Source organism: Pseudaminobacter soli (ex Li et al. 2025) (assembly GCF_029892515.1).
GTDB lineage: Bacteria > Pseudomonadota > Alphaproteobacteria > Rhizobiales > Rhizobiaceae > Pseudaminobacter > Pseudaminobacter soli_A.
On sequence record NZ_JARXVF010000004.1, the window covers coordinates 13,063 to 39,873 of the forward strand.

General features: G+C 60.1%; 28 protein-coding genes and 1 pseudogene. 14 read left to right on the forward strand and 15 right to left on the reverse strand.

The annotated features are described in order from the left end of the window. Positions 1–29 precede the first annotated feature (29 nt). From M2281_RS17740 to M2281_RS17760, 5 genes are read left to right on the forward strand one after another with little or no spacing between them, the layout of a single operon-like run. Positions 30–1,595: an ABC transporter substrate-binding protein gene (locus M2281_RS17740; protein ID WP_280822518.1), complete on the forward strand. Its 1,566-nt coding sequence runs from the start codon at positions 30–32 to the stop codon at positions 1,593–1,595. Positions 1,596–1,611: 16 nt separating this feature from the next. After that, a complete protein-coding gene (locus M2281_RS17745) occupies positions 1,612–2,634 on the forward strand; it encodes an ABC transporter permease (protein ID WP_280822519.1) in 1,023 nt (340 codons plus the stop codon). Beyond that, positions 2,631–3,470, forward strand: coding sequence for an ABC transporter permease (locus M2281_RS17750; RefSeq protein ID WP_280822520.1), 840 nt, complete (start codon positions 2,631–2,633; stop codon positions 3,468–3,470). The genes M2281_RS17745 and M2281_RS17750 overlap by 4 nt, the downstream gene beginning before the upstream one ends. Next, entirely contained in the window at positions 3,457–4,410 is a 954-nt protein-coding gene (locus M2281_RS17755) for an ABC transporter ATP-binding protein (protein WP_280822521.1), read from the forward strand. Before M2281_RS17750 ends, M2281_RS17755 begins: the two co-directional genes overlap by 14 nt. After that, positions 4,407–5,210 (forward strand): ABC transporter ATP-binding protein, encoded by an 804-nt coding sequence (locus M2281_RS17760; RefSeq protein ID WP_280822522.1) that lies wholly within the window; start codon positions 4,407–4,409, stop codon positions 5,208–5,210. The genes M2281_RS17755 and M2281_RS17760 overlap by 4 nt, the downstream gene beginning before the upstream one ends. A gap of 726 nt (positions 5,211–5,936) precedes the next feature. On the opposite strand, the gene M2281_RS17765 is transcribed toward M2281_RS17760, so the two are convergent. After that, positions 5,937–6,377, reverse strand: a complete 441-nt coding sequence (locus M2281_RS17765) for a MarR family winged helix-turn-helix transcriptional regulator (RefSeq protein ID WP_280822523.1) — start codon at positions 6,375–6,377, stop codon at positions 5,937–5,939. Positions 6,378–6,464: 87 nt separating this feature from the next. On the opposite strand from M2281_RS17765, the gene M2281_RS17770 reads away from it, so the two are divergent. Next, positions 6,465–6,941, forward strand: a complete 477-nt coding sequence (locus M2281_RS17770) for a cupin domain-containing protein (protein ID WP_280822524.1) — start codon at positions 6,465–6,467, stop codon at positions 6,939–6,941. Positions 6,942–7,225: 284 nt separating this feature from the next. Here the strand turns inward: M2281_RS17770 and M2281_RS17775 are convergent, their stop codons facing one another. After that, positions 7,226–8,275: a class I SAM-dependent methyltransferase gene (locus M2281_RS17775; protein WP_280822525.1), complete on the reverse strand. Its 1,050-nt coding sequence runs from the start codon at positions 8,273–8,275 to the stop codon at positions 7,226–7,228. A gap of 234 nt (positions 8,276–8,509) precedes the next feature. Between M2281_RS17775 and M2281_RS17780 the strand changes: the two genes are divergently transcribed. Beyond that, complete coding sequence (locus M2281_RS17780) at positions 8,510–10,489, forward strand: putative bifunctional diguanylate cyclase/phosphodiesterase (protein ID WP_280822526.1); 1,980 nt, start codon at positions 8,510–8,512, stop codon at positions 10,487–10,489. A 174-nt stretch (positions 10,490–10,663) separates the two neighbouring features. Here the strand turns inward: M2281_RS17780 and M2281_RS17785 are convergent, their stop codons facing one another. Both M2281_RS17785 and M2281_RS29230 read right to left on the reverse strand, forming a co-directional pair. Then, a complete protein-coding gene (locus M2281_RS17785) occupies positions 10,664–12,181 on the reverse strand; it encodes a S10 family peptidase (RefSeq protein ID WP_280822527.1) in 1,518 nt (505 codons plus the stop codon). 74 nt (positions 12,182–12,255) lie between these two features. Continuing rightward, the gene (locus M2281_RS29230; RefSeq protein ID WP_425537748.1) at positions 12,256–12,888 is read right to left on the reverse strand and encodes a transposase; all 633 of its coding nucleotides are present in this window, start codon (positions 12,886–12,888) and stop codon (positions 12,256–12,258) included. 61 nt (positions 12,889–12,949) lie between these two features. Here M2281_RS29230 and M2281_RS17795 point away from each other — a divergent pair, with 61 nt between their 5' ends. Further along, positions 12,950–13,312 carry a VOC family protein gene (locus tag M2281_RS17795; protein WP_280822840.1) on the forward strand — a complete coding sequence of 121 codons (363 nt, stop codon included), beginning with the start codon at positions 12,950–12,952 and terminating at the stop codon, positions 13,310–13,312. A gap of 69 nt (positions 13,313–13,381) precedes the next feature. Here the strand turns inward: M2281_RS17795 and M2281_RS17800 are convergent, their stop codons facing one another. The 5 genes and pseudogenes from M2281_RS17800 to M2281_RS17820 form a co-directional block, all read right to left on the reverse strand. Further along, complete coding sequence (locus tag M2281_RS17800; protein WP_280822528.1) at positions 13,382–14,533, reverse strand: S41 family peptidase; 1,152 nt, start codon at positions 14,531–14,533, stop codon at positions 13,382–13,384. A 420-nt stretch (positions 14,534–14,953) separates the two neighbouring features. After that, the gene (locus M2281_RS17805; RefSeq protein WP_280822529.1) at positions 14,954–15,886 is read right to left on the reverse strand and encodes an alpha/beta hydrolase family protein; all 933 of its coding nucleotides are present in this window, start codon (positions 15,884–15,886) and stop codon (positions 14,954–14,956) included. A 141-nt stretch (positions 15,887–16,027) separates the two neighbouring features. Then, positions 16,028–16,213: pseudogene (locus M2281_RS17810) on the reverse strand (TetR family transcriptional regulator); the annotation flags it as partial. 424 nt (positions 16,214–16,637) lie between these two features. Then, positions 16,638–17,042, reverse strand: coding sequence for a nuclear transport factor 2 family protein (locus tag M2281_RS17815; RefSeq protein WP_280822530.1), 405 nt, complete (start codon positions 17,040–17,042; stop codon positions 16,638–16,640). A 93-nt stretch (positions 17,043–17,135) separates the two neighbouring features. Then, positions 17,136–17,732: an NAD-dependent epimerase/dehydratase family protein gene (locus M2281_RS17820; RefSeq protein WP_280822531.1), complete on the reverse strand. Its 597-nt coding sequence runs from the start codon at positions 17,730–17,732 to the stop codon at positions 17,136–17,138. 26 nt (positions 17,733–17,758) lie between these two features. Here M2281_RS17820 and M2281_RS17825 point away from each other — a divergent pair, with 26 nt between their 5' ends. After that, the gene (locus M2281_RS17825) at positions 17,759–18,352 is read left to right on the forward strand and encodes a TetR/AcrR family transcriptional regulator (RefSeq protein WP_280822532.1); all 594 of its coding nucleotides are present in this window, start codon (positions 17,759–17,761) and stop codon (positions 18,350–18,352) included. A 210-nt stretch (positions 18,353–18,562) separates the two neighbouring features. Here the strand turns inward: M2281_RS17825 and M2281_RS17830 are convergent, their stop codons facing one another. The 3 genes from M2281_RS17830 to M2281_RS17845 all read right to left on the reverse strand — a co-directional run bounded on the left by M2281_RS17830 (position 18,563) and on the right by M2281_RS17845 (position 21,358). Then, complete coding sequence (locus M2281_RS17830; RefSeq protein WP_280822533.1) at positions 18,563–19,243, reverse strand: hypothetical protein; 681 nt, start codon at positions 19,241–19,243, stop codon at positions 18,563–18,565. A gap of 547 nt (positions 19,244–19,790) precedes the next feature. After that, positions 19,791–20,996, reverse strand: coding sequence for an MFS transporter (locus M2281_RS17840; RefSeq protein ID WP_280822534.1), 1,206 nt, complete (start codon positions 20,994–20,996; stop codon positions 19,791–19,793). A 5-nt stretch (positions 20,997–21,001) separates the two neighbouring features. After that, positions 21,002–21,358: an antibiotic biosynthesis monooxygenase gene (locus tag M2281_RS17845; protein WP_280822535.1), complete on the reverse strand. Its 357-nt coding sequence runs from the start codon at positions 21,356–21,358 to the stop codon at positions 21,002–21,004. Positions 21,359–21,474: 116 nt separating this feature from the next. Here M2281_RS17845 and M2281_RS17850 point away from each other — a divergent pair, with 116 nt between their 5' ends. From M2281_RS17850 to M2281_RS17870, 5 genes are all read left to right on the forward strand, one after another. Further along, positions 21,475–22,362: a LysR family transcriptional regulator gene (locus M2281_RS17850; protein ID WP_280822536.1), complete on the forward strand. Its 888-nt coding sequence runs from the start codon at positions 21,475–21,477 to the stop codon at positions 22,360–22,362. 304 nt (positions 22,363–22,666) lie between these two features. Next, a complete protein-coding gene (locus M2281_RS17855; RefSeq protein WP_280822537.1) occupies positions 22,667–23,401 on the forward strand; it encodes a DUF4431 domain-containing protein in 735 nt (244 codons plus the stop codon). A 7-nt stretch (positions 23,402–23,408) separates the two neighbouring features. Then, complete coding sequence (locus M2281_RS17860) at positions 23,409–24,164, forward strand: NUDIX hydrolase (protein ID WP_280822538.1); 756 nt, start codon at positions 23,409–23,411, stop codon at positions 24,162–24,164. Then, positions 24,161–24,415, forward strand: a complete 255-nt coding sequence (locus M2281_RS17865; RefSeq protein WP_280822539.1) for a hypothetical protein — start codon at positions 24,161–24,163, stop codon at positions 24,413–24,415. The genes M2281_RS17860 and M2281_RS17865 overlap by 4 nt, the downstream gene beginning before the upstream one ends. A 48-nt stretch (positions 24,416–24,463) precedes the next feature. After that, positions 24,464–24,667, forward strand: a complete 204-nt coding sequence (locus tag M2281_RS17870; protein ID WP_280822540.1) for a hypothetical protein — start codon at positions 24,464–24,466, stop codon at positions 24,665–24,667. A gap of 185 nt (positions 24,668–24,852) precedes the next feature. Here M2281_RS17870 and M2281_RS17875 read toward each other — a convergent pair whose 3' ends face one another. Genes M2281_RS17875 through M2281_RS17885 form a run of 3 tightly spaced genes read right to left on the reverse strand, consistent with a single transcriptional unit; the run spans position 24,853 to position 26,771 of the window. Continuing rightward, positions 24,853–25,710, reverse strand: a complete 858-nt coding sequence (locus M2281_RS17875) for a PhzF family phenazine biosynthesis protein (RefSeq protein WP_280822541.1) — start codon at positions 25,708–25,710, stop codon at positions 24,853–24,855. Positions 25,711–25,716: 6 nt separating this feature from the next. Further along, the gene (locus M2281_RS17880) at positions 25,717–26,334 is read right to left on the reverse strand and encodes a LysE family translocator (protein ID WP_280822542.1); all 618 of its coding nucleotides are present in this window, start codon (positions 26,332–26,334) and stop codon (positions 25,717–25,719) included. After that, positions 26,331–26,771 (reverse strand): VOC family protein, encoded by a 441-nt coding sequence (locus tag M2281_RS17885; RefSeq protein WP_280822543.1) that lies wholly within the window; start codon positions 26,769–26,771, stop codon positions 26,331–26,333. The genes M2281_RS17880 and M2281_RS17885 overlap by 4 nt, the downstream gene beginning before the upstream one ends. Positions 26,772–26,811 lie beyond the last annotated feature (40 nt).

Consider the following 26,811-nt stretch of genomic DNA (forward strand, 5'->3'; position numbering starts at 1 on the left):
TCCAGCCGACAATCCATTGGGAGACTGAAATGAATCGCCGTCACTTCCTGCAAACCGCAGCCCTTGCAGCTCTCGCCAGCGCGACTACCTCGCGCTGGAATCTCGCCATGGCCGAAGGCAATGGCAGCATCTTCACGCTTGCCTATCCCACCAGCTTCCCGGATCTGGATCCGGCTACCTCGTTTTCGAATGATGGCGCAGTGCTCGCCAATGTCTATGAGGGGCTGACGCGCTACATCCCGGCAACCGAAACCACCGAGGCCAAGATCGAGCCGCTGCTCGCCACCTCCTGGGATGTCAGCGAGGACGGCAAGACCTGGACCTTCCATCTGCGCGATGGCGTGAAGTTCCATGACGGCAGCCCGCTCACCTCGGAAGCCGTGAAGGGCTCGATCGAGCGCACCAAGAAGATCGGCGGCGGCGCGGCCTTCATCTGGGGCTCGGTCAGCTCGATCGAAACCCCCGATCCGCTGACGGTTGTTTTCAAGCTTTCCGACCCGCAGCCGGTCGACCTGATCGCCTCGGCGGGCTTCGCCGCGTGGATCTATGCCCCGTCGTCGCATGATAAGGACAATGCCTGGTTCAATACCGGCAACGACGCGGGCACCGGGCCGTTCCGCATCTCGCGCTACGAGCCGGGCCAGCGCGCGGTGCTGGACCGGGCCGAAGCCTATTGGGGGAAGGTGCCGGAAGGCGGCTTCCAGACGATTTCCTTCGAGATCATCGAGGACACGACGCTCGCACAGAACATGATCGAGAGCGGCCAGGCCGACTGGACCGAAAGCATTCCCTTCGAAAACCTCGAAGCGATGAAGTCCAATCCCGATCTGCGCGTGGTGGTGAACCCGTCCTTCGAGACGCTGTTCGGCCTCTACAACGTGAAGCGCGCGCCTCTCGACAAGGTCAAGGTGCGCCAGGCCCTGTCGCTTGCCTTCCCCTACGACGATGTGATTTCGGCAGGCACCATGGGCCTTGGTACGCGCGCCAAGGGCGTTGTGCCGGCAGGCATCTGGGGTCACGACGCCGAGGCGCCGATCCCGCAGACGGACCTGAAGGCTGCAGCGGCCCTTCTCGCCGAAGAGGGTGTTGAGCCGGGGCTGGAACTGGTGATGACCTATTCCACCACCCAGGCCCTCTCGGCGGTTGCCGGCGAACTGTGGAAAGCCAATCTGGAAACCCTCGGCATCAAGCTGACCCTGCAGCCTATGGCATGGGAAGCGCAATGGCAGCTGGGCAAGTCGAACCCAGAAGCGGCGCAGGACATCTTCGTCATGTTCTGGTGGCCGACCTTCGTCACGCCCTACGACTATCTCGTCAGCCTGTTCCACAGCGAAGAGAAGCCGAACTTCAACCTCGGCTACTATTCCGACCCCGAGGTCGACGCCAAGATCGACGAGGCTGCCAAGCTCTCGGGCACCGATCGCCCGCGCGCCGAGAAACTGTTCATCGAGGCACAGCGCAAGGTGATCGAGGACGCGGCGGCAGTGTTCATGCTTGACCGCCCGAATGTTCATATCATTCGCTCGGACATCAAGGGCTATACGGACAATCCGGCCTATGGCCATGTCACCTTTGTCAACGAACTGAGCCGGTAAGGCTCCCGGCGGTCTGATGGAACTCGCACGCTACATCCTGCGCCGGATGGTCCTTTCCGCCTTCGTGGTGCTGGGGGTGACCTTTCTGGTCTTCATCGTGGCGCAGGTGGTTCCGTCAGACCCCGCCTCGCTCTATGCCGGGCCGCGACCAACGGCTGAGCAGATCGAGAAGGCGCGTCAGGAGTTGCACCTTGACGCTCCCTTGATCGAGCGGTTCGCTGGGTTTGCCAAAGCCATGGCGACCGGCGACTTCGGCGTGTCCTACAAATCGCGCCGTCTGATCGCCGAGGATCTGCGGGCTTATCTTCCCGCAACGTTGGAACTGGCGGTCTTTTCCACCGGCCTCGCCCTGCTGATCGGCATTCCGCTCGGCGTCCTTGCCGCGGCGCGGCAGGGGAAATGGCCCGACAGGCTCGGCAGCCTCAGTTCAATTGCGGCGGTTGCGATGCCGACCTTTTTCCTGGCCATGATTTTGCAGCTTATTTTCGCGCAATGGCTCGGCTTCCTGCCGCTCTCCGGGCGTCTTTCGCGGGAGATCTCGATCACCGCGCCGCTGCAGATGGTGACCGGCTTCAACCTGTTTGACGCACTGCTCGCCGGCCGGCTCGACGCCTTTGGTGATGCCTTCAGGCACCTGATCCTACCTGCACTTACTCTGGCGTCCTATCCTGCCGGCGTCGCCATGAGGCTGACGCGATCGGCCATGATCGAGATCCTCGAGCGCCGCCATGTCACCGCCGCGCGAGCGCTTGGCCTTTCCGAGCCGCGTATCCTGTTCAGCCATGCGCTCCCGAATGCCATGGGACCGGCATTGACTGTGATCGGCCTTTCCTTTGCCTATGCGCTGACCGGCGCGGTTCTGGTCGAGATCATCTTCGCCTGGCCGGGCCTCGGCCGCTACGTCTCTGAGGCGATCCTCGCCAAGGATTTCCCTGTCATCGCGGCGGTCACCATGGTGGTGACGATCTGCTATGTGGTGATGAACCTTTTTATCGACATTGCCCAGGCCTTGGTCGATCCGCGAGTGGCGCTGTCATGAACAGGCTTGTCCAACGTCTCGGCTGGCCAGGCACGATCGCCCTCGGGGTCGTTCTCGTGATCGTGCTTGTTGCCGTATTTGCTCCTTGGGTCGCCCCCTATCCCCAGCAGGGTGTTGGCGCGCCGAACGTGGCGGCCAAGCTGTCTTCCCCTTCGGCGCAATACTGGCTCGGCACTGATCATCTTGGGCGCGACATGCTCAGCCGCATCATCTACGGCACCCGGGTTTCGCTGACCAACGGCGTGCTGATCGTCACCTTTTCCCTGCTCATCGGCCTGCCGGTCGGCTTGGCCGCAGGCTATTTCGGCGGCTGGATCGACGAAGCGCTGATGCGCGGCACCGATATCTTCCTCGCCTTTCCAGCACTGCTGTTGGCGGTTCTGATGGCTGCCGCTCTTGGGCCGGGCTTTCTCAACAGCATCATCGCGGTCTCTGTCACCTGGTGGCCCTGGTATGCCAGGCTCGCCCGCTCCGAGGTGCTGGTGCTGCGCGGCCAGCCCTATGTCGAGGCGGCGCGGCTTGCCGGTGTCTCGCACGCGCGCATCATTGCCCGCCATATCCTGCCTGCAACCGCGCGACCGCTTACCGTTCAGGCGGCGCTGGATGTGGGACCTGCATTGCTGACAGCGGCGGCGCTTTCCTTCCTTGGGCTCGGCGTGCTGCCGCCGACCGCCGACTGGGGCCAGATGGTCGATGCTGGACGCAAGTTCTTCCCGGCGCGCTGGTGGTATTCGGCCATGCCCGGCCTGGCGATCTTCATTGTCGCTCTGGCCTTCAGCGTTCTTGGCGATGCCCTGCGCGACCGCAAGGGAGGCGCAAGCCGTGGCGCTGCTTGAAATCCGCAACCTCTCGGTCGCCATTCCCACCCCGGAAGGCGATGTGCATGCCGTCCGCTCGGTCAGCCTGGAAATCGAGCGCGGCGAGATCCACGGTGTCATCGGGGAATCCGGCTGCGGCAAGACCATGACCGGGATGGCGGCACTTGGGCTGGTGCCCAAAGGCGCCCGTATCGCAGCCGATCGCTTCCATTTCGACGGCGAGGATCTGCGCGAGAATGCGGGACGCCTACGCGGCCGGCGGATCGGCATGATCTCGCAGGATCCGGCGGCGGCACTGAACCCCGTGCTCAGCATTGCGCGGCAGATGGACGATGTGCTGCGCGCGCATCGCGACATGCCGCGCCAGGCGCGCCGCGCCGAGGCGGTCGCGCTTCTCGCCGCGACCGGCCTTCCCGATCCCGAAAGGGTGCTCAAAAGCTATCCGCACCAGCTATCCGGCGGCATGCAGCAGCGCGTCGTCATCGCGCAGGCTTTGGCAACCGGGGCCGATTTCCTGATCGCCGACGAACCGACCACGGCGCTCGATGTTTCGGTCGGTGCACAGGTTCTGGCGCTATTACGGAAACTGGTAGTCGAGCGTGGACTGACCGTGCTGATGATCACGCACGATATGGACGTGATCGCCGAAGCCTGCGACCGGGCGACCGTGCTTTACGCCGGGCTATCGGTCGAGACAGGCCCGGTTGGCAATGTGCTGCAGCAGACTGGCCATCCCTACGCCCGAGCCCTGCTTGCGGCCTTGCCCGATGCCGCGCCGCATGGGGCAAAGCTGGCGGCAATCGAAGGTTCCATCCCGCCGCCGCGCTCGGAGATAAACGGCTGCGCCTTCGCCCCGCGTTGCCCGCAGGCCATGCCGGTCTGCGCGATGCAGGTGGTGCCCGAACGGGCTCTCGCAGCACATCGCTGGCTGTGCCACTTGCCGGAGGGCTCGGCATGAGCTCGGCTCCGATCCTTGAGGTCCAGGATCTCGTCATCCGCTACCGCGCACGCGGTCTCTTCGGCGCGCGCGCAAAACCAGCGGTCAATGGCGCGAGCTTCCAACTAGCCAGAGGCGAAACACTCGGCATCGTCGGTGAAAGCGGCTCGGGCAAAACAAGCCTTTTGCGCGCGATCCTGCGGCTCTTGCCAGCTGAAAGCGGCTCGGTGCGGCTTGAGGGACAGGACTGGCTTGCTCTGAAAGGCGAGGCGCTGCGGCGCGCACGCCAAAAGATCGGGGTCGTGTCGCAAAACCCTTTTCTTTCGCTCAGCCCCCGGCTGACGATCGCGGAGATCCTCGCCGAACCCCTGCTCGCACAAGGGCAGCGGTCCGGTCCCGAAATGCAGAACAAGATCGCAGGCCTGTTGTCGGACTGCGGCCTGCCTGCCGATTTCCTACAACGCCGCGCACGCGAGCTTTCCGGCGGACAGGCGCAGAGGGTGGCGATCGCACGGGCGCTGGCGCTGGAGCCGGGGCTGATGATCCTCGACGAGCCTACCTCGGCGCTTGATGTTTCCGTACAGGCGCAGATCCTGAACCTGCTGGCAGACCTGAAGGAAAGCCGAGGCGTCTCCATGCTCTTCGTCACCCACAACCTGAAGGTCGTCGCGCATATCTCCGACAGCCTTCTGGTTATGCGGCGAGGCGAGATCATCGAATACGGCAGAACCGAACAGGTCGTTCGAGCGCCCACCCAAGACTATACGCGCGAACTGCTTTCGTTTGGACGCGGCAACGAACATTCCGCAAATGCAGGGTAGAAGAGCCCGAGGATTTCAGCTCCTGCGGTTAACGCAGTATCGATCACAGCCGCAGAATTAAGTCACCGTCCACGACCAATTCCATCCGCTAATGTAGCTCGCCGCATTGGATGGCGAGAGCTGCAGAGCAGCGGCTAGTTCAGTTACGCCGAAGGAATAGCAGGTAAAAAGCCGCAAACAAAAACACTATTCCAATATTTGCGGCCAGCCGCTCCCAGAATCTATCTCTCAAGAACAAAAAGTCCACACTGATTATGACCGCTACCATCGCGATCACGTAAAGCGCGACAGCTACATGTCTGGTCATTGCAGCGGGATTCTCCATTTTTCCAGGTCATTCGGCTAGTAAGATTAATGCGTTCGGAAGGCTCCGGAAAGGGTGGAATGCCGTCGTTGCTCTTGTCCACCAATGCAGGAGAGGCTTGATCGCAGGCCATGGCTATCCGGCGGCTACCGTTGTGCCGAATGCTCCATGCTTTCGCGACAGCGATATGCAGCAGTGCGGTAGAGACCCCGCGCACCATCTGGTCCGCAAGCCAGTGCATCGTATTCGTTGCTAGGATCAGGAAATCCGCCCGGCCACCTCGCCCGGACTGTGGCAAGGTACGAAATCGATCCGTTCGTCCTTGGATGTCGCAAAGGGCGACCAGACAGACCTTCATGGTCGATTTCCAAAGCGCCATTCACCGGCTGGATGACCGGATGGGGTTAGCGAGTGCCCCTCGGCTAGCGAACCAGCGGGCCCTCCCAGACAAGCATCAGCAGCGCTTTGAGCTGGGAGAAACGTTCGGGTCCGAGTTCACTGCTCCACTCGCGCTCAATGTCGCCCAGTGTATCGATGATTTTTGCGTATGCAGCGTGTCCGCGTTGGGTGAAGCGGACAATGCGCGCGCCGCTCTCACCCGGTGCGTCGGTGCGGACAATATAGCCGAAACCCTCAAGGCTCCCGAGCAGCTGGTTCATGGCCTGTTTGCTCATGCCTGCGCGCTCGGCAAGCGTGGCGGGGCGAACCTCGTCCGGCCCGGGAAACTGCAGCACCGCAATATGCGGCAGGCGCAGGTCGTCGAAGCCGGCTGCGTTGAGTTCCCTGATAATCCTGCGATGGATCGCCTGAGCGGGAACACGCAGCAGGGCACCGATCAGCATGTCCTCGGTTTTGATCGGCAAGCTTCCTGAAGGGGCCGGCATTGACATTCTCGGTAAATGGAGTTTACTTGCTTGCGGTAAATGTAATTTACCGGAGGAGACAGCGCAATGCCACAGGCCGCAATAGACCCTCGCATCAACCCTTCCGACGAAACGATTGCCACCAAGGGCCTCGCGGTCCGCTTCTTGCTGACCGGAGACAACTCGAACGGCAGCATCGCAGCCTTTGAGCTTGGTGTCCCAAGCGGGCAGCGGCTGCCAGCTCCAGCCCACAGCCACGACCATTATGAAGAGACGATCTACGGCATCGAGGGTGTGTTGACCTGGACCGTCGACGGAAAACAAGTCGATGTCGGACCGGGACAGGCGCTATGTATTCCGCGAGGCGCCGTTCACCGGTTCGATAACAATGGCAGCCGGGACGTGAAGGCGCTCTGCGTGATTACCCCCGCCGCAATCGGTCCAGAGTATTTCCGCGAGACTTTCGCGGTTCTCAACGCTGCGGCCGGTGGCCCACCGGACCGGGCCAAGATGGCTGACATCATGCGCCGCCACGGTCTCACCCCGGCAGTGCCGCCGGCGTAGGTCCCGACCGATATCCAGTCGCCCAGACGCTCGCACGCATGCCTGCTGCGAGCGTGTGTGACGACTGGGATATGGACGGCAAGAGTCCCTATTTGGGAAGCCCTGATGCCCCTATCGACAGCTTTTCACCCATGTCGGCCGCTAGGCGATTGAAAACGCGGGTGGAGGCTGAAGAGAATAGGAGCCCCCACGGCGCGCCAGAAGCGAGCGTTGATCTGGGCAATCAAGACCCGACATGCGTTGACCAACAAAACCCGTTTGCAACGGCCAATCGGCCTCGCATATTAAGGCTGGGGACTGCGCTTCCGAATCTTGCCGTAAACGATGTTGCGGTTGGACCCATAATACACCTCAGCATCGACGTGGTTCATGTCGACGGCGGATTTGATGATGTCCCACATATCGTCAGCCGAACGCAGGATGAGCGGCCAATCCATGAAGGTCTCCATATAGCCGTCCGTTGTGATCTCGTCGCTGAAATTGGCGAAGAGAAATTCGCCGCCCGGCTTAACCAGTTCCAGCAGCCGTTGCAGCAGGCGGACACCAACCGCATGTGGCAGATAATCGTAAAGTCCCGACGCATAGACGAGATCGAACGTGCCAAGGTTGTATGCGCGCCGAAGTAGTCCGCGAACTGAACCCTCCACTGCCTCTACGCGACTGCCGCTCAAGTCGCGGTTTACGGTGGCGACGCTGATAGGGTCCTGGTCCAGGCCGATCCAGCGCTTCAACGCGCCTGTGGCCAAGGCGTTCGACAGCTCGGCTTCGCGAAGATGGCCGCAGGCAACCGCAAGCACTTCTGCCTCTGGGGTCCGGAGCGCTGTCTCGTCTACTGTCTTGGCAAGGATGGTTCGCCGCTCACGCCCTGCCTCGGAACTTGCGGCATCGCTTGTATAATCGAAAATCTCCTGCCCGAGCGGCGTCGACGAACGCACGATTTCGTCGGCACTCGGATGCTTGTAATAGATATCCAGCAAGCTTGCGTCGCCTGAATAGCCGCGCGGCTTTTCGACGGACCACCGCGTGAACGGGTCTTGCATCAAGTATTCCGAAACACGGTGCTGCTGCGCGAGGGGAATGAGCTGTTGCCAAACCTCTCGGGGGGCCTGCTTTCGAAGCTCGTGAAGTCGCAGTGCTAAGCGATCGACTACCGTAGCCGCGGGCTGGCGCTTCTCGAATGCTTGGTACGCAAGGTTGAGAATAAGCGCAAGTTTTGCCGCGTGTTCTGCCAGTTCCTCGGTGCCGACCGCGCTGCCGACTTCCCCATTATGCTGATTAACCAGTTGCGACGTTATGAGGCTATGCCCGTCTAGTACCAACTTTGCGTTCTGCAATTTCCGAGTCTCCCAGCTTCCAGATCATCGATCTATATGGTTAGCGAGATTTACCCGAAACAATTAAATAGAGATTTATTCATGTCGATTTGTGGAGGGCAGTTCCTACAGCACCAGCCATTTTAATCGCGTGATAACCGCGTTCTGCTTACATGGCGGCCTCTCAGCGCCAAGAATTAACAAAATATCCTCTTCTTCTCCCTAAAAGCGTAGTTCTGGCAAAGGAGAGCTGTAATGCAGCTGACCGAAACTATCGCTCACAGGGTGAAGGAAGCGATTGCACGCTCAACCTGGAGATCGGTTGATCCGGTTCTTCTCAGGATGATGCAAGAAGCGAATGCGAATGAGAAGCGCATGTCGGTGCGCTGGGGCATGTGGGCCGCCGTCCTGTGTTACGTTCTATATGGCGCTTTCGACTGGTTGCTCTTACCAGACGTAGCCTATCGACTTGTGATGGTACGCATCCTCGTCGGCGTGATCTTTATCGGCCTGATTGAGTTCGGCTTCAGGAAGAATTTTTCTCTGACCGCGCTAAACATTCTAGCTGCGCTCGCTATCGTAACAGGTGCAACCGGATGGCTGCTATTTGCCCTGGAAACAACTCACCAAACCGCGCTATCGAATTTCATGATGTTCGGGACCGTGTTCGTCCTGGGAGCAAACTTGTTCTTCAATTTTCGCTTCATGATTTCCGCGATTTCGTCCGCAACAGTGACGATTACGTTTGCCTTGACCGCTCTCTTATCTCTGCAAACCGAGCTCGCCAATCGCCTAGTATTAGCGGCCTATTTCATCAATAGCCTGGTATTTTCTCTCTATCTGTCGTGGCGGCTCGGTTCGGAGCGATACAGAACCTTTCTTCACTCTCTTCAAGCGCGAATTCAGGAACAGGCGGCTGTCGAGAGAGGCCAAATGTTGAGCGAGATCGCCAATACCGATGCGCTCACGGGACTTCGAAATCGCCGAGCGATCACACGAGATTTCACGGACCTCTGCGAACAATGGGCTACTGACGACAGCAAAATCGGAGTCATTCTTATTGATGTCGACTATTTCAAGAGGTTCAATGACCGGCTTGGGCATCAGGCAGGTGACGATTGCCTCGTTAGCCTAGCGAACGCCCTGTCTGCAACGGCGACAGCGAATAACGCCATCGCCGGACGCTACGGTGGCGAGGAATTTGTCGTGCTGTGCAAGGTCGCCGATTGCGACCACCTCCACAATGTGATGGGAAAGCTCTGCCGAGCTATCGAAGATTTACGTATTCCGCATCCCAGCACGGACATCGCATCAGGCATCGTAACGATCAGCGCAGGCGCATCACTGAGCCGCGCTGACAAGAGTGCTGATTTCTATTCCCTGCTGCAGGAAGCAGACCGTGCTCTTTACATATCGAAATTCGCTGGTCGCGCGACATTCCACATATACGACCGCGAAACGATGAACGAAGACCAGCCCCATCAGGACATTCCGGAGCTCTTGCGCACAGCTCTTGAGAAGCAACTCGTGTCGGTTGTCTATCAGCCCATATACGACGTCGAAAACGGGTCCGTTCTTGGTTACGAGACCCTGATGCGCCTTCGAAATCTCCACGGCGAGCTGATCAGTCCGGCCGCGTTCATCCCTGTCGCGGAACACACAGGGGCGATCGTCGAACTCGGCATCTGGGTCATTGACCGGGCCTGCCGTGACATGGTCGAGTACGGTTTGGGGGCGGTCGTCTCGGCCAATGTGTCGCCCATCCAACTCAAGGCCCCTAGCTTTCCGTTACGAATTGCCGAAATCCTGCAACGCCACGGCCTTGCGCCGCACAAGCTTGCACTCGAAATCACCGAAGGCATCGATATCGTTCCGGAGGCGCAAGCAGAGTGGAACATCCAGCAGCTTCGTAGTTTAGGCGTCCAAATATGGCTGGATGATTTCGGAACCGGGTTTGCCGGGCTCGCATCCATCCGGCATTTCGAATTCGACGTTGTCAAGATCGACCGCAGTTTCCTGCACGACTGCCAGACAGCTGAGGGCCGAATGATGCTGCATGATATGGTGAAACTATTGCGCAATCTTGGCCATATGGTGCTCGTGGAAGGTGTCGAGACAGCCGGCCAGCAAGCGTTGCTGCGGCGCCTGGGCGTTCATGCGATGCAGGGCTTCCTGGTGGGGCGTCCACTGCCGCTCGAAACACTAGATCGAGCAAAGGTGGATCGTGTTGCTTAGATTGGTCGATCTGAACCTCATTGTGCGGTCGAAATAGAGGCTGGACATTTGACGGTCTTAGGGATCGCTGAGTTGTTGGGTATGCACATTGACATCGCATGAATGTTTCGCGTTCAGAGCTAATGGCTGCTTTCGGGCAAGGGAGCCCCTCAGCAGGTCAGCTGCGGGCCGGCCTCATTGTGTGGTCTGGTATAGCTCCGAAGCCGCCCTTTTCAGCGCGCTGCGGCTATCGGGCCTGAGATACATCATGTGCCCGCCTTCCAAGAGCTCGGTGCGAATGGGCTTCGCACCTGGCAAAGTCGGGAGTTGGTTAACGAGATAGGCCGATGTCATGTAAGGCGTCACGAGGTCGGTGTAGCCATTGACGATCAGAACGCCCATACTCGGGTTCAGCCCCCGCGCCTGCTGGAGATCATCCATCACGCCCGCGTAGCCCTGGTGGGTCGGGCCGATGCCGAAATCCCAATTGCCGCTGATCTCGCGGTTCAGTAGCCGGTAACTCAGCTCAGTGCGAAAGTTCAGCTCCTCACGCGCATAATTGACAAAGGCCGAGGTGAGAACGGGCACGCTTCGGTCCAGAACGGGGTCCGGGCCGTCGAGCCCCAGGCTCTCGGGCGCAACATCCCCCGTTTCGATCGTGCCGTCATAGGGGCTAAGAACATTGTTCTTTGCCCGCGCAAACTCCTTGGCGAAAAGCGTCGAGGGGATACGCGCAAAATTGCGCTGGACCAAATTGAGAGGCAGGCCGGTGATGTCGGCAACGCGTTCGCTTGCCAGACGCCCGCCCTGCTCCAGTCCGCCCGTGAGCGCCGTGAGATAGTCGCCCAGCGCATAGCGTTCGATCTCGGAAAGCCGCTCGCGCAGTGCCGGGCCGGCGACGCCTTGGCTGTTCAAGCGCACGGCCGCCAGCGAGGGTAGCTCAAGCGCCCAATGCAGCGGCTGGAACGCGTCGGGGCGAACGAGGGCAAATTCGAGCGCCGGCGAGATCAGCACTATACCGCTCGGGCTGATGCCGACATCTTCCTGGAGGGTCTTGGCAAGCAGTGCCGCCCGAAATCCGCCATAGCTTTCGCCCGCCAGATAGACCGGCGATGCGGTGCGGCCTTCCTGCAAGAGAAACAGCCGGATGAAGGCGCCCATGGATGACGCATCCTGTTTTACGCCCCAAAAACTCCGTGCCTCCTGCCCCGGCGCCTCGCGGCTGTAGCCCGTGCCGACCGGATCCACGAAGACCAGATCGGTCATGTCGAGCCAGGTGTCCGGATTGTCCAAGAGCTTCTGCGGCGAAGGCAGGAAGCTTCCATCGCCGGCCGTTGCGATGACACGCGGGCCAAGCGCGCCAAGATGGAGATAGGCGGAAGCCGCTCCCGGTCCGCCGTTGAACACGAAAGTTATCGAGCGGCGAGGGTCCGGTTCATGACTTGCGCCGGAGCGAAGCGCGTAGGCGACATAAAAGACCTCGGCCGTGACCTCCCCCTTGGCGGAAAGCAGCGACACGGTGCCGGCTTTTGCCTGATAGTCGAGGCTGTGCCCGGCAACCTCAATGGAATGATCGGAGGTTCGCGCTTTCGGGAGCAACGACAGGATCCCGCCCGAAGGCGCCGGTCGCTCGGCCTCCTCGGCGTGGCCTGCCCCGATACCGCCGATCAACAACAACGCGACAAGTGTGATCTCTCGCAACTTCATACACATGATCCCTCCGGCGAAAGTGCCTGCATCCTCCATACCGTCGAGCGGCCCGACCGCAGGCAGCAAATCTATCAAGGCTATCTAGGCATATTCCCCGACACATGAAGGCCTAGATGAATGCGTTTGAGGCGCGGAACGCGCAACTGACTGGCCTGCTTGCCGATGCCGCGATGGAAACGCTGGATCTTTTGCCGAACGCTTCGGCGCTCTACGCAGCAGGTCGCGCAGTCGGTCCAACGAAGCTGTGCCTGAAAGAGGGAGCAACTAACCCTCCTGGCAATCCCTGCCTGCACCAGGGGCATGGGTACCCGGCGACCTCGTGTAAATAAAAACCGGCTACAATGGCAATTCGAACGGCAGCAACGCCTTGTGCCGGTCACGTTTGCCTTTGATTGCGGCGATCTTCTGCGCCAGGTCGCCGCCTCTGCTTCCGGAACCGCCGTTGCTGCAGGCCTTCTCCTCGTCCGCATCGCTCTCGATCGCACCCGGTTCACATAGCCATAGATGTAGAGCTTCAACAGATCAGCCGGATCGTAACCCGGACGGCCGGTCTCTTTCGCCCTCACCGGGACGAAGCCAGCAGCACATAAATCAAGGCCATCGATAGAGGCCTCAATGAAGCGAACCGGATTGTCTGGACCGACATAGTCATCGACCGCTTCCGGCAGGAGCAGCAGTTGCGAGCGGTCTGTTCCAGAAAGATGTGCCATGGCAAAGTCTACCATGAGCTTTGAAGCCAGTGAATCATATAGAGCGCGTCTGGAGGAAGCTTTGCCACTTAACAGACTGGTGATTTACGCCAAGAACGTAGAGGTAACGGCGAAGTTCTACGAGAAGCACTTCGGCTTCAAAGCTATTAATATGCCCGGTGACAGGACTGTTGAACTGGTCGCAGAGGACGGCGGAGCGAATTTAATGCTGCATCAGGCCGCGAAAGGGCAGAGGAGTGGCCAGGCGATTGTCAAACTCGTATTCGACGTGGAGGATGTCGAGGCCTTTTGCAGGCAATGTGCCGAAAACGGTCTCGAATTTGGGGCTATTCATAAAGCGGACGGCTATCTGTTCGCCAATGCAAAGGACCCGTGTCAGAACTCCATCTCAGTTTCCAGTCGAGCCTTCAAAAATAATGGCTGATGACTTTTCAGACAGTCTGCCTAATTTTTGCGACAAAATCGCGAGCGTCGAACTTTGTGATCTTGACCGCTATTTGGCACCGTTTATCAGCAATTTTTGGCACTCTTGATAGGACCATATCATATCAGGTTGGATGCCGATCCCTTCAAATGGTGTCTCGTCTGGAAGATATTGACGTTTGGCACTGACCCATAGGCGCATGCCGTCACCTAAGTCACGAAAATAGGGCTGTCCACTGCTGCCGCCGGTAGGTTTTCCGACAATTCGGGCACGCGCGTTGTCTTTAAAAGGCATCACAAAGTCCTCCGCCGCCGAGAACGTACCTCCATCGACCACAATCGTTAGCGGCCCGCCGAACGCGCTTGACCTTGGCTCTATCCATGATGCTTCGGTAACAGTCATGCTGGACAACATGCCCAGTGCTCTGTCCAGTCCATTTGAGACTGGCGTCGTATATGTCCAGTAGCGGTAGCAAGTGGGCATGAGCGCTGCGACAAGCTCGCAGGGGGTGGAGCCCCCAGAGTTGCCGCGAACGTCCACAATAAGATGGACATTGTCATGGAGAGGCCGCAAGAGTTCGATGGCCTGCAATTCGAACCGGGGCTCAGCAAAACTTGGTATTGAGAGAAGGAAGCAGCGGTCGTAGTCGATCCAGCGTCCACTGGGTTCGGCAGGCAATTCAGGCAAAGTGCTCCCGCGCTCAATCCAGGAAGTTCTACCGTCAGTGGTCTCGATCACGAAGGCGGTGGGGAAAAGATAGGGTCGTGAGAACAAGCGATGAGCTTTCTCTGGTAGACTGGACCCAGAAACGAACTTCATCTGCTCCGCGGCTAATAGCGCGATCGGTTCCCCGTTAATTCCCGCGATACGTTCCCCGGGTACGAGAGCATCGATTGCCGATCTCGTCACCTGCCAGCCGTCTTGATCCAATTTGGCATCGAAGCCCAGCGGCGCTCCGTGCTCGCGCCATAACCATTCGTCACCGAAGGCGGTATGACCATTGCTGAGGCTTGCCACGAAACACAACGTTGCCAAGTCGAAGCCGTACCGGTCGCCCGCGCCAAATGCTTCTTCAAGATAAATTCGGAAGTTTCTGTCCAGATCGAAATCCGGGATCGCCTCCCAATGCGCGAAGCAGGTGCGAATGGCTTCATAGATTGCAGTCGCTATCTCTGCTCGGCGCGTCGGTGCCAGCGGTGGGTTTGGCTGAAGTTCGCTCATCAATCCCCTAAGCCGATGCCGAAGCTCATGCTCTAATGCCGTCTCCAGGGTGGCAACCGAGTGCACGATACACGCTCGGCCGAGAGATTGAAAACACCTCCGCAAGATCGCTGATCGAGTTTGTCGTACATTCGGCGCAGCTCCTTGCCGGCGATCAGAGTGTCAACCGACGCACAAATCTGACCCCCTATCGGCGTCCAATGTTGACCCCCTTGTCGGCGACCAGCACTTGGCCTGCCCGGCGCTGGCAGGGGTTGCAGAGGGTGGGCCAAGTGCGGGTGACTGCAGTCTTTGGCTCTAGCTTTGAGATCGGTTTTTGAAGCGCCAGGATTCATTACTTCCAACTTGAGCGCGCCCAGCCTGACGAGGTCGCGGGCTTCTGCCGAACCCAGGGAGATGTCCGGGCCCATCATGCCTCCGCTACTTCGCCGGGCATGTCACTGGCATATCCATGCGGGCATTCCGCCACAGGGCAGCCTGCGACAGCACCTCGGCCATATGCGATTTGCCCGCAGCGTCGACCATGCCGTGATCGAAGGCCGGAAACTCCCAATAGGTCAGGTTGCAGCGCCCGTCCTTGGCGAAAAGATCGCTGACCATGCGGGCCGTATTGACCGAGGTGGAGGCATCCCTTGCCCCCTGTATCAGCAGGAACTCGGTGTCGGCGCGCAGCATGTCGTCGACGGGACGGCGGTCGATCCCATCAGCCCAGTATTTCAGGCTTTGCCCGGCCCACAATTCCGCGCTGTCCGGGTTCTGCCGGGCCTTTGCGAACGCCGCATCGGCTGTCAGCCGCCCGTCCTCAGGGACGGCCTGGCGAACCTCCTCGCCGAAGGTCACGCCACCGCCGGTGGAAACCAGAATGCCAATGTCAGCCCTAATATCGGCGGCCAGCGCCGCCATGGTCATGCCGCCTTCGGAACCACCGAACAGGATCAGCTTTCCGTTCCACCAGGGAGCGCCGCGCAGACTCTCGACGATCTGGCGATAGTCCGCGATGCGCTGGGACACCGTGTGACGCTCGCGAAAAATCTGCGAGCAATCGAGATGGTCGTTTGCCGGACTGTCTTTCGGATCGACGCCGTATTTCTCCACCGTGAGTGCTGCGAGGCCTGCAAAGGCGGCGCGCGCCGCCCGCATGCTGAGGCTCGCCATGGCCGGAGCACAACCAGACCCCTGCGCGATCACCACAAGGGCGGTTTCCCCGTCCCCCTCCGGTCGATCAAGTGTCCAGTGAATGGTGCTGCCATCGGCGCGCGGCGTCTCGTGCAATTGCGGTTCGGTCAAGGCGGGAGCGGCCCAGACAAGGCCGACGAATGCCATGGAACGAAGATATCGAAGATTGCGGGTCATTCCTGTCTCAGCGAATAGGCAAGGCCATTGCGGCCGGGAAACGAAGGGATAGCCCCAATCCGGGCAAAAGCGAGGAACAGCCTAAGCCGCCGACCGCGAGCTGGGAAACCGGCACCGTTTCGTCCAGGAATTGACGAATGTTCATTGTTTCGGAGTGAGGCCATCAAGCAGGAAGTCTAGGCCCTTCCTGAAAGCGCCGTCCCAATCGTTATCCAACAGCATACGAGTGCGTTCGATTGTCGGGTAGTGTTCGCTGAGACGTGTTAGGCGCTGCTGCGCGGCGGCCCTGTCTTCGTCCGAGAGGTCGAAGCTCACCCGGGTGATGGTAACTGGATAATCAGCTACGCTCATGCGCTCCACATGATTTCACCGATCGGCATGGGTGGCTGCTTTCGACCGCATTGTCGTCCTTCGGACTGCAGCCGTCGCCCCCCGAAACTTGCTATACGTTTGGTTTAGCCGAACGGCAGAGCCGGGCCGAAAGTAGACGGTCCGCTTATGGACCGACGGACTGGATAGCTGCCATTGAATACGCTCCATTTGGGATAATCGGTCGCCCAGCGTTTGACTGAAACAGCATCAAATATGATCGGTACAGTATCGTACCCGAGGATTGCTTCCCCGGCTGGTGAAACCAATGCCTGAGATGATTGGCGCGATTGTCGGTTTCGTCGCGGACCATGTCCGCTCCCAAACAATCTGAGCGTAGCGTATCAATCCCCGGAAGTGCCGTGGCCCGCGAGGTTAGGTGCTATCTGATGCTCGTGGCCTGTGACCAGACGACCATCCATTGACTGTCGCGACGCTCATAGGCGTCAGTGTGCCAATAGTCACTGAGAGGCACCTTGTGGCCACCAAAGACGACCTCAAGTTGAGCGCGATAGCGCAGAATTGCAACGCCTTCATAGAGACGCACGGCAATGTCGCCAGGCTCCCAGGTCAGATATCTGATCTGCCCGGATGCAATAGCACCCAAATATTCCTCCTTTGAAAGCGCGGCGCCAATCGGCGTTATCAATTGGAAGTCTGCGGCATGAAGCTCTCGGGCGCTGGCAATATCGGCGCTGACCAGGGCGCGCAGTCTGGCCCTCTCAGTATCACGGAGAAGGTCTGCCGCATTGGCTGGTGAGGGTTTTTCGGTGGCTAGAAGTGTCATGTGTTGTCCATTTGAAAGCGGGAGATCACCCAATCTCGCTTGATATGAGCGAGAGTGTTTTGCCGTCGCTGGTGTGGGTTGAGGGCTCGCGCCTCAGACGGCGGGCACAAGTCCCAAATCGATAAGGCTTTGGGCACTGGCGCAGATGCACTCCTCGCCGCGGCGGGAGCGCCAGTTCAAGACCTGTTCGGCCTTCTCTGCATTGACACTGAGGTCGCGATTGAGTTCGTGAACGATCGTTCGCGCATGTTGGTCGGATTGCGCCATGGCCCTGACAATCTCGTCGGGCACTTCGCCAGACGGCAGTCGGGAAGCATGATCGGGGAAGCGCCGCGCAAGGATAGCCACCACCTCCTTGAGCCAGAAAAACTGCCCGCCGACGATGAAACGTTGGCCGCTGGCTGCGGGGTTGTTCATCGCGCGAATATGAGCATCGGCGGCATCGCGCACATCCACCACAGAGAAGCCAAATCGTGGAATACCCTTGAATGCCCCTGTCATCAGATGATGGATCAAACCAACAGAGGTTCCAAAATTGGGGCCGAGCAACGGCCCAAGGATGACGCTCGGATTGACAACGGTCAGATCCAAACTGGCCTCATAGGCAAAAGCCCAGGCCGCGCGTTCCGTGAGCGTCTTCGACTTGTAGTAGGGCGTCGCCCGTGGACTTTCCGGGTCCGTCCAGTTCACTTCGGTGAATGGCGCCTGCTGCGCGCATGATGCAAACCGACCAAAAAGTTGACCTGATTTTGGATGCCGCGTTGCCGGTGTTCGTGCGCTTTGGTTTTCGCAAAACCTCGATGGCGGATATCGCGCGTGCAGCAGGGATTTCCCGAGCCTCGCTCTATCTGAGCTTCAGCAGCAAGGAAGAGCTGTTTCGAGCCGGCTCAATACGAGCGCACACCCGAACTTTGAAAAAGGTAGCGGCGGCGCTGCAGGATAAAGGCAGCGCTTTTGACCGCATGGAAAGGGCCATTGCCGCCTTTCAGGGCGAATTGATCGCGCCCTTTGGCAGCAGTGCCGATGCGGAAGAACTGTTTGCCGCTAACATGGCCTTGGCCGCCGACATCACGCTCGACGCGCGCGCGCGATTGGTGGAGATGCTGGCGCAGAGCTTGACTACTGCTGCGGAGAACGAAGAAATCAATCTGAAGCCATTGCAGGCCCCGCCAGCACAACTCGCCAATATCATTGTGGCAGCGATGGATGGGATCAAACATGCGCAGGGGGACGGCTCCAACCTGCAGGCCGATACGAGACTATTCATGCGGCTGCTGCGGGAGGCAGTGACCTTCCGGAGCGGGCAGTAGGCGCGTTTGCACGGGCGTGCTGGAAGCCATCGGCATATTGACCCGCACCATCTAGGCGAAAGCGTCTGTGTCCGGTGCCTATTCCGAGAATTAAGCGAACGTCTTCCGGTCTCGTTTGCCTCACAAGGCCCAGGCGACCTATGGCCGGAATGGGGCGCGTTGCCGACGGGCAAGACGAACTTAGTGATCTCGGCGGAACGCCAAACTGCCTTACTTGCTTTGGGTCGCTCTCCTGTGTGCCCTACGCTTTAGGGTATCGGCATCGCGACGCGTAGCCATGAACGCCGTTATTAGGTCGGCTGTTAACCTGGTAGCTTGGTCAAACGAGTCAACCAGGTCGGTGAACCACTCGTCGGGGCGCGCATCGTCCGTGCCCTTCAAGTGAAAGAAAAGAGTCGGAGTTCCCGGTCGAGACCACAGTCCGGTTTTGATGTGCAGCCCAGAAAGGTGCACGTAAGCGGAAGCATCCTCGTATGCTTCGGTTAATCCGGGATACTCCTCGTTCAACTTCCGATGGAGAAACGCGTCAGTGAGAGGTTCGTTGTTGCTTGATTTGAGCTTGCGGTAACTCTCGTCCTTCATCAACCGCGTGCCGGCTGCCTCCACATCGTCGACTAACGTCAGGCCAAACATGCGCATGGCAGTATCGAGTTGCAGCCTAATGAGTGCGGCAGCCGACAGCGTGTTCTTCGCTCGTATTAGGGTGCAAAATGCATGGCTTAGCGATGCTGTCTTTTTGATCGCCGCGAGCGCGTACCACTCGATGTCGGGAATGGCCGTGCCCTGTGGGGCAAAGCAAGTGTGAGGAAGTTGCGACAGCGCCCCAGCGACTCTCTCAATTTCGCGGAGGCGTGCCTCAAGATCGGATGTCTCAGGCGATGATCGGTCCAAGCGGCATTACCTCCGGCATGAACATACATGCGCGATCCAAATAAGCTAACACTGGCAAATACCCGTTTTTCATCTAGCTGACCATTCCAGTGCTCGGGGCAACGTCATACCGCCCCTGTTGGGACGTTCAAACCAATCGGGCGCAGAGATAGGCATGGGAGACAGCAGCGTAGCCCATTTCGGCCGCTCAATCGAGCGGGTCGGGACGCGTACTCAGCCGCTATTGGGTGCAGTCCGGGAGGGCTACCGTGTCCCGACCCAGCCGCCGATCACGACCCCGCCCCGGCCAACGCAAGCCAGTCGGTTGCCGCCAGGGTCGACGACAGCACCGTTACCGCCTCGATCAAAAAGTCGGACGTGGCTGTGCAGACGCTTGAGGCCCGCGGCAGCAACCGCAACCTGTTCGGCCGCTGATCGGTCCAGTGCCGAACCTTCAAAGCGGCGGGCTTGTCCCGCCGCTCTGCTGATTTAGTGAAGAAACGTCGAGCAAGGGCAAGTTGTCGCGATTGCACGATGAACTGCGCGTTTCCTGCCCATCCAGCGCAACCTACGACGAGGGCGGGAAGCCATGTCGCCGAGCGGCCCAAATTGCCAATAAACAAGGAATCAGCAGCCCGAGCAGGGTTGGAGCAAAGGCGTCGACACCTACGTGGTCAAGCAGCAAGCCGCCGAGCAGCCCGCCTCCTGCAATCGCCAGGTTCCATGCGGTGACCAGCATCGACTGGGCAACATCGGTAGCTTCGCCGGCAGTTCGCGCAAGCGCCGTCTGGAAAAGGGTGGCGGCTCCTCCAAATGCGATCCCCCATATGGCGACAGCCATAAGCACAATCGACGGAGAGGTTGACCCGAGGCCAAGCGCTGCGGCGGCAATGATGAAAAGGGAACTGCTGAGCAGTGCGAACAGTCTGAGCTTCCGATCTATGAAGACACCGACGCCCCAGATTCCAATCAGCGAAAAGCCGCCAAATACGAACAGGACAATATCGATCTCGTCCTGCAACCCAGTCTGTAGCAGGAACGGCGCGATGTAGGTGTAAAGCATGTTGTGAGCGAGCACGAATGCCAGCGTTGTGAACAGGATCGGAGGGACGCCGGCAATTCTCATCACGGTGCTGAGGGAGGCCGATTTGTCCGCTCTCTGCCCTGGAAAATCCGGAAGCTTCGTCGCGACCCAGATCACCAGCAGTCCCGCGACTGCGCTCAGCATTGCGAAGCAAGTTCTCCAGCCGACAACACTTCCAAGGAAGGTGGCAGCGGGAACCCCGATCGACAGGGCCACCGGCGTTCCTACCATCGCAACCGCGATGGCTCGTCCCTTCTGGTCGTCAGGCACCATGCGTGCCGCATATCCCGCAAGCAGCGCCCAGAGCAGGCCGGCCGAGATTCCCGCCACAAACCGGGCGACGATGGTCAGGGCGTAGGCGGGGGAGAATGCGGTGACGGAATTGGCGAGAGCGAAACCGGCGATGGCACTTGCCAGAAGGCGTCGACGGCGAACGCCTTGCGTGGCGCTCGTCAGCGGTACGGCGGCGACCAACGAACCGATCGCATAGACCGTTACCATCTGGCCCACATCGGAATGGGAGACCGAGAGGCTTTCGGCGATCTGCGGCAGAAGCCCAGCAGGGATGGCTTCCGTCAGGATCGTGATGAAGCCGGCGAGTGCGAGGGCAATCAGCGCCGACAGGGGGAAGGTTCCCCCGTCGGACTGCTGTCGGCCGGGCACGTTCCTGTCAGAACTTGACCCGGTCATATTGGTCACGCCGCCGCTGCACGCTTGGGCAAAACGAGATCGCCGACCGTATAGGTATGAAACTCGCTCTTCGAGACGTCGTCCAGCTTGCGGAACTTCTCGACGAATGCCGGATCGGAGAAAAACTCGTCGACATTGCCGGCTCCCTGGATCGCCTCGATATTGACGACCGTCTGCCCATCCGTGCTTTTCGCCAGGCTGCTCCACAGGAAACCTTCTTTCCGTTCGGCGACGTAATGAACGACGTCCTGGATGATGGCGAAGGCTTCCTCCTGCTTTCCGGGATGAACGTGAATGACGTTGACGATAAAGGTCGTGGGAGCGGGAGAGGCCGCAAAGGCGGCGAGATGTTTCGGTTCCATGAGTATCTCCATCTGAGTTCGGGCCATGGCGGCCGCGACACCATCTGGATATCGGCGGGAAAATTGCGGATAAACGGGCCAGTATTCTCAACACATCGGAACAAAATTCTTCAATCATGGACAAGCTTGGAACCCTCGGCATTTTCATCCAGGTTGCAGAGGTCGGGAGCTTCGTGGCCGCCGGACATCGCCTCGGCATATCCGGTTCGGCCGTCGGCAAGGCCATCGCCCGCCTCGAAGACGAGCTCGGTGTGCGCTTGTTCAATCGCTCGACGCGAAGCATGGCCCTGACGGAAGAGGGCAGCTTCTTTCTCGAGACTTGCCGGCGCATGCAGTCGGAGTACGAGTCAGCCCGGTCAAAATTATCGAAATCGCAGGCGATCCCGCGCGGGCAGCTCCGAGTAAGCCTTCCGCTGGCAGGCATGCTTCTGATGCCGACACTATCGGCCTTCATGGAAGCGTATCCCGAGATCAACCTCGACCTCGACTTCACCGATCGCCTCGTCGATGTCATCGAGGAAAGCTTCGACGCCGTCATCCGCACAGGCGACGTGAGGGACACTCGGCTGATGAGCCGCAAGCTCGGCACCTTCAGGCATGTGATCGTGGCTGCGCCAGCTTATCTGGCGGCCCATGGCCACCCGACGGTGCCGGAAGACCTCCTCCACCATCGTTGCCTTCACCACCGCTTCGCAAACTCCGGGAAGCTTGAACCGTGGCCGTTGGTTCGCGAAGGACGCGAGATCAAGCTCGACCTGCCGACGACAACGGTTGCAAGCACCCTCGAACCGCTGATCTACCTTGCTGAACGATCGTTCGGGATCACATGCCTGCCTCCATTCGCGGTGGCGCGGGAGGTCGCACAGGGGAAACTGGTTTCACTGCTGGACGACTATCTGGCAGGCACAGGGACCTTCCGAGTCCTCTGGCCGACCAACAGATACCTGTCCCCAAAGGTCAGAGCGTTCGTCGACTATATGGCCGCGAACCTCTTCGCAAGGTGATCGCTGGGTAAGAGGTCGGGGCGTATGTGTACGACGACCGCAACTGGCGGAATCACAGCCCTGCATGGCCCCCGCTTTCCGCCGATACCGCTCATGATTGGCTCACCGACGTCCATGCGGGCGTGAGCCAGAAGCAGGCCTGCCACCCGCTCCAGATGCGGCAGATGGCAGATTGGCGACGCCCGAAATGCTAGCATGCCCTCGATTCGCGTAACAAACCTGTTGATTTGGATATCCTGCTGGCTCAGCGCGGTCAGATTTGGTCTGGATATTGATTAGCTGGCCATCGTCGGGGGACCCATCAATGAAGCTTCTGCTGCCGCTACTTTTGGCCTTTGTCGGTTGCGGCATGTCGAGTGCATCGGCCGCCTGCCTCGAAATCTCGGAAGATCAGCAGCTCGAGGTAACGGGCGATCTCTCCCGCCCAACCTTTGCTGGTCCGCCGAACTACACGGATGTCCGCCAAGGAGATGCGCCCGAGCCAGCCTACATTCTGAAGCTGCACACACCGATCTGCGTTACGGGGGACGAATTTCTCGGAGACAATGCCAACGTCGATCGCATTCATCTCATCGATGACGGCAAGGTCCTGCGCCAATGGCTCGGCAAGTCCGTAAGCATTGTCGGAAAGAACATGTTTGGCGGTCACACTGGACATCACCATGCTCCCCTCCTCATGACTGTAGTCACGGCCGCAGCCCCCTCAAACCCCGTCGACCCATCCGTCGCCATGACCACGGTCGAGGCCTTTTACTACGCTCTCGAGATCGGCGATGGCGCATCGGCTGCCATGAACATCGTTCCCGAGAAGCGCGGCAAGGGCCCACTGTCTGCCAAGGCTCTATCCGCTTTCTACGGCACGCTGAAACGGCCGCTTGCGCTATTAAACGTCGCCCAACTCGCCCCAAACCAGTTTCGGGCGCGTCACACCTTTGAGAGCCATAACGGAAAGGTTTGCGACGGCTCATCGGTGGTGACCACCAGAGAGGAAGGCGATCTCAACTTGATCGATCGAATCCGCGCCGAGAACGGTTGTTAGCGGCAAAATGTTGACAACAGCCAAGCCTCATGAACGTGACGGCGGCCCGGGTCCAGCCTCGGCCCCGATCTATCACCACCCGCGCCTGGGCGAAAAGGGCGAGCAGGTCCATGTCAAAAATCCAAGCCAAGCATCGGCACCCAGTACCTGGCACAACCCTGATGCCGTCGCCACGTTCGTGCCTGACGGAGACGCGCCGCTGTCGCTGCATGGCGTGCCTTTCCTGGCGTGGCGAGACCATCCACGCACTAACGAGGGTTGGGGACACGTCGACGGCGTGAACGAGGACTTGCACGAACCACCCTTTCACCCTCCCCGGGGTAAGAAGGCCGCCAGCGGCGTGGTCGTGGAAGAACCGGACGGCCGCGTTTGGCTGATTGCGCCGACGAACCAGTTCGGCGGATATAAGGCCAGTTTCCCCAAGGGTACGGCCGAGCCCGCGCTGTCGCTGCAGGCCAACGCCATCAAGGAATGCTTCGAAGAGGCGGGCCTGCAAGTCGAGATCACCGGTTTCGTCGGTGACTTCGCCCGCACGACCTCAGTTGCCAGGCTCTATCGTGGCCGCCGTGTTGGCGGCACACCAACGGCAATGGGCTGGGAAAGCCAGGCGGTCCACCTCGTGCCGAAAGGCCATCTGTACGAATACTTGAACATGTGGAGCGACCACAAGGTCGCGGAAATTATTGGTGCAGGTCCATCTCCGGATGTACAGAAAGGCCCTAAAATTCAACTTAGTGAGTGCCCTGCCGAGGTTCGCAAGTGAAGGCGCACATCGAACGCATCCGAGCCAACCTGGGAGACCTGGGGGCGCTCGCCGACAAGACCGAGAAGGCCGAACGCGCGATCCTGCAGCGGGCCGAGGCCCGGCTTGCCGAGGTATCCAGCCTGATCGAGTGTGCCAGGCCCGGGGTTGAAGCGGCAGACGACGCCGGCCAGCAGCGCTATCTCGATTTGGTGGCTGAGCGGGGCCTGCTGCAAACCGTCATTGCGAAGGCCAAGCAGGCCCTGGCATGATCAGCCCGCTGTCGCAGGCGCTTTGACCGCTCCTCGGAGCGGTTTTTTATGCCTGCTATCGCAGCCCAGATCGTCGTGACGCCACAATTGGTGCATGAACGATGGCGCGACCACGACCTCCGGCTGGTCACCCGCGATGTCTGGTTCCGGGCGGAAGGAAAATTTGCAGCTATGGCCCATGCGCCGCGCATTTCCGCCCGGCAGCCCTGGGGCCGTGTATGGACCGTCCGGTTTCTGCTGAGCGTGTCTTAAAACCAGACCGTCATCGGCCCCACGCTGCTGAGCTCTCCTTCCAGCCGTTTGATGCAACGGCTGGGGTCTCGGAAGAGGCAACTGGTTTAGCTATCTACGACGATCTGCTTTGACGAGATGCCGAAAATGGGCGCAAATCGGGGCTTCGCCGACGGGCGCTCATGCAGGGGCTGGCGTCCATGCTGCTATTCGACGCTGTAGATGCCTTGCAATCGTCCCACAACATGCGTGCGGGCCTCGCCACCGATCCAGACCTGACCGGCTTCATCACGGCTCGCACGGACACGGCCCGCGCGGCCGAGGCGGGTGCCTTGGGCTGCAACGTAATCCGCAGTTGTCACGCCGGCCGCGAACAGCCATTGGGCCAGCGAGGCATTGAGGCTGCCGGTGACGGGATCTTCCACGATCGTTCCCAGATGGTCGCTGAAGAAAGCGCGGACCTCGAACGCGGCATCACCGCCGGGAGCATGCGGACCGATGACGCCGATGTCGATCCGCCGGGGCCAGCTTCGTGAAGGCCTGAGTGCCAAAACCCTCTCCGCCGATGCCAACCTGACACCGAGCCATCCCGGTCCATTGTCGATCCAGGCTGCATCGACGATTTCATGCCCGTCGATGCCCAGGAACTGCTGCGCCTCGGCCAGTTCGTCGGACGACGGCGGGCCGGAACGTAGAAGAGGCGGAGCCGCGAAGGCGCACCGGCCCTGATTGCGCCTGATGCTGACCAGACCCGCTCCGCATTCCTGGACGATCTCCGCTCCGCATTTCGGAGCACCGCCGACTTCGAGCCAGACGTGACAGGTGCCGAGCGTCGGATGCCCGGCGAACGGCATCTCTCGTTCCAACGTGAAGATCCTGACGCGATAGTCTGCTGCGGGCTGCGTCGGCGGCAACAGGAAGGTCGTTTCCGAGAGATTGAACCAACGCGTGAGGCGCAGCATGTCGTCGGTCGCCAGATCGCCGGCGTCGACGACCACGGCCAGAGGATTGCCGGATATGGCCTCCGAGCCGAACACATCGACCATGTAAACCGAAGCACTCATGAGTTGTCACCTCCCCGCAGCGATCAGTTTCAGGCCGGCGACGGCGAACAAGGCACACAGACCGCCCTCGATCCATCGCCGCAGCCGCCCGTAGAGCGCAACCATCGGCGCGGTAGAGAAAATCACCGCGTAGCCGCCGAAGACGAGAATGCCGAGCAGCGCGCAGCCGCCAATGATTGCCGGCAGGACGCCGGACGGAGCATCCTGCCGAAGGCCCAGCGACATGATCGCGATCCATGCAAGGACTGCCTTTGGATTGCCGATGTGCATGAGAACGCCCTGGCGATAGGGCGGCGTCGGCAGGCCGGCCATCGCGCCCGTCATGTCGGACACTGGCCTCCTAGCGGACCGCCCGGCGCGAAACGCCAGATAGAGCAGATAGACGCCCCCCAGAATCTTGACGACGGAGAGAGCTTCCGCATAGGCCGCCAGCACCGCGGAAATGCCCGTCGCCGCGAGAATCGCCCAGAAGAGCGAGCCGGTGATAACGCCGGACGCAAGAACAAGCGCCGGAACGCGGCCATCGCGCATCGCGGTCGCCATGATCGCCATGTTACTCGGTCCCGGACTGGCCGTTGCGACGAGATAAGTGCCGTAGACGAGTGCGATCTGGCTGGCGATCACGGGGCATTCTCCTGAAGCGGCTTTGGTTCCGCATAGGGATGAAGATCGCCACGATGGACGATGTGGATCTTGTTTCCGTCGGGGTCGCGCAAATAGGCGCCGAAGTAGCCGTCGCCGTAGTGTGGGCGCTCGCCGGGCGCTCCTTCATCCGTACCACCGCTCGCCAGCCCTGCTGACCAGGCCGCTTGGACTGTCTCATCGGAGGCGGCGAGAAACGCGATCATGCTGCCGTTGCCGGCCGTCGCCGGCTGACCATTGCGCGGAATATAGACATAGAAGCGTGGCAGCGGCGCGTGGCTTGAAACCCAGCAGAGCGCCGGAGGCCCACCGTCTGGCGTGACGACGCGCTGCCCCAATCCCAGCGGAGCGAGCACCGCGTTATAGAAGCGAGCGGCTCGCTCAAGATCGTGCGTTCCCACCGTGACGTGGCTGAGCATCGGGCCTCACACGCCAGCCACCCCGGACCGGCACTCCGAA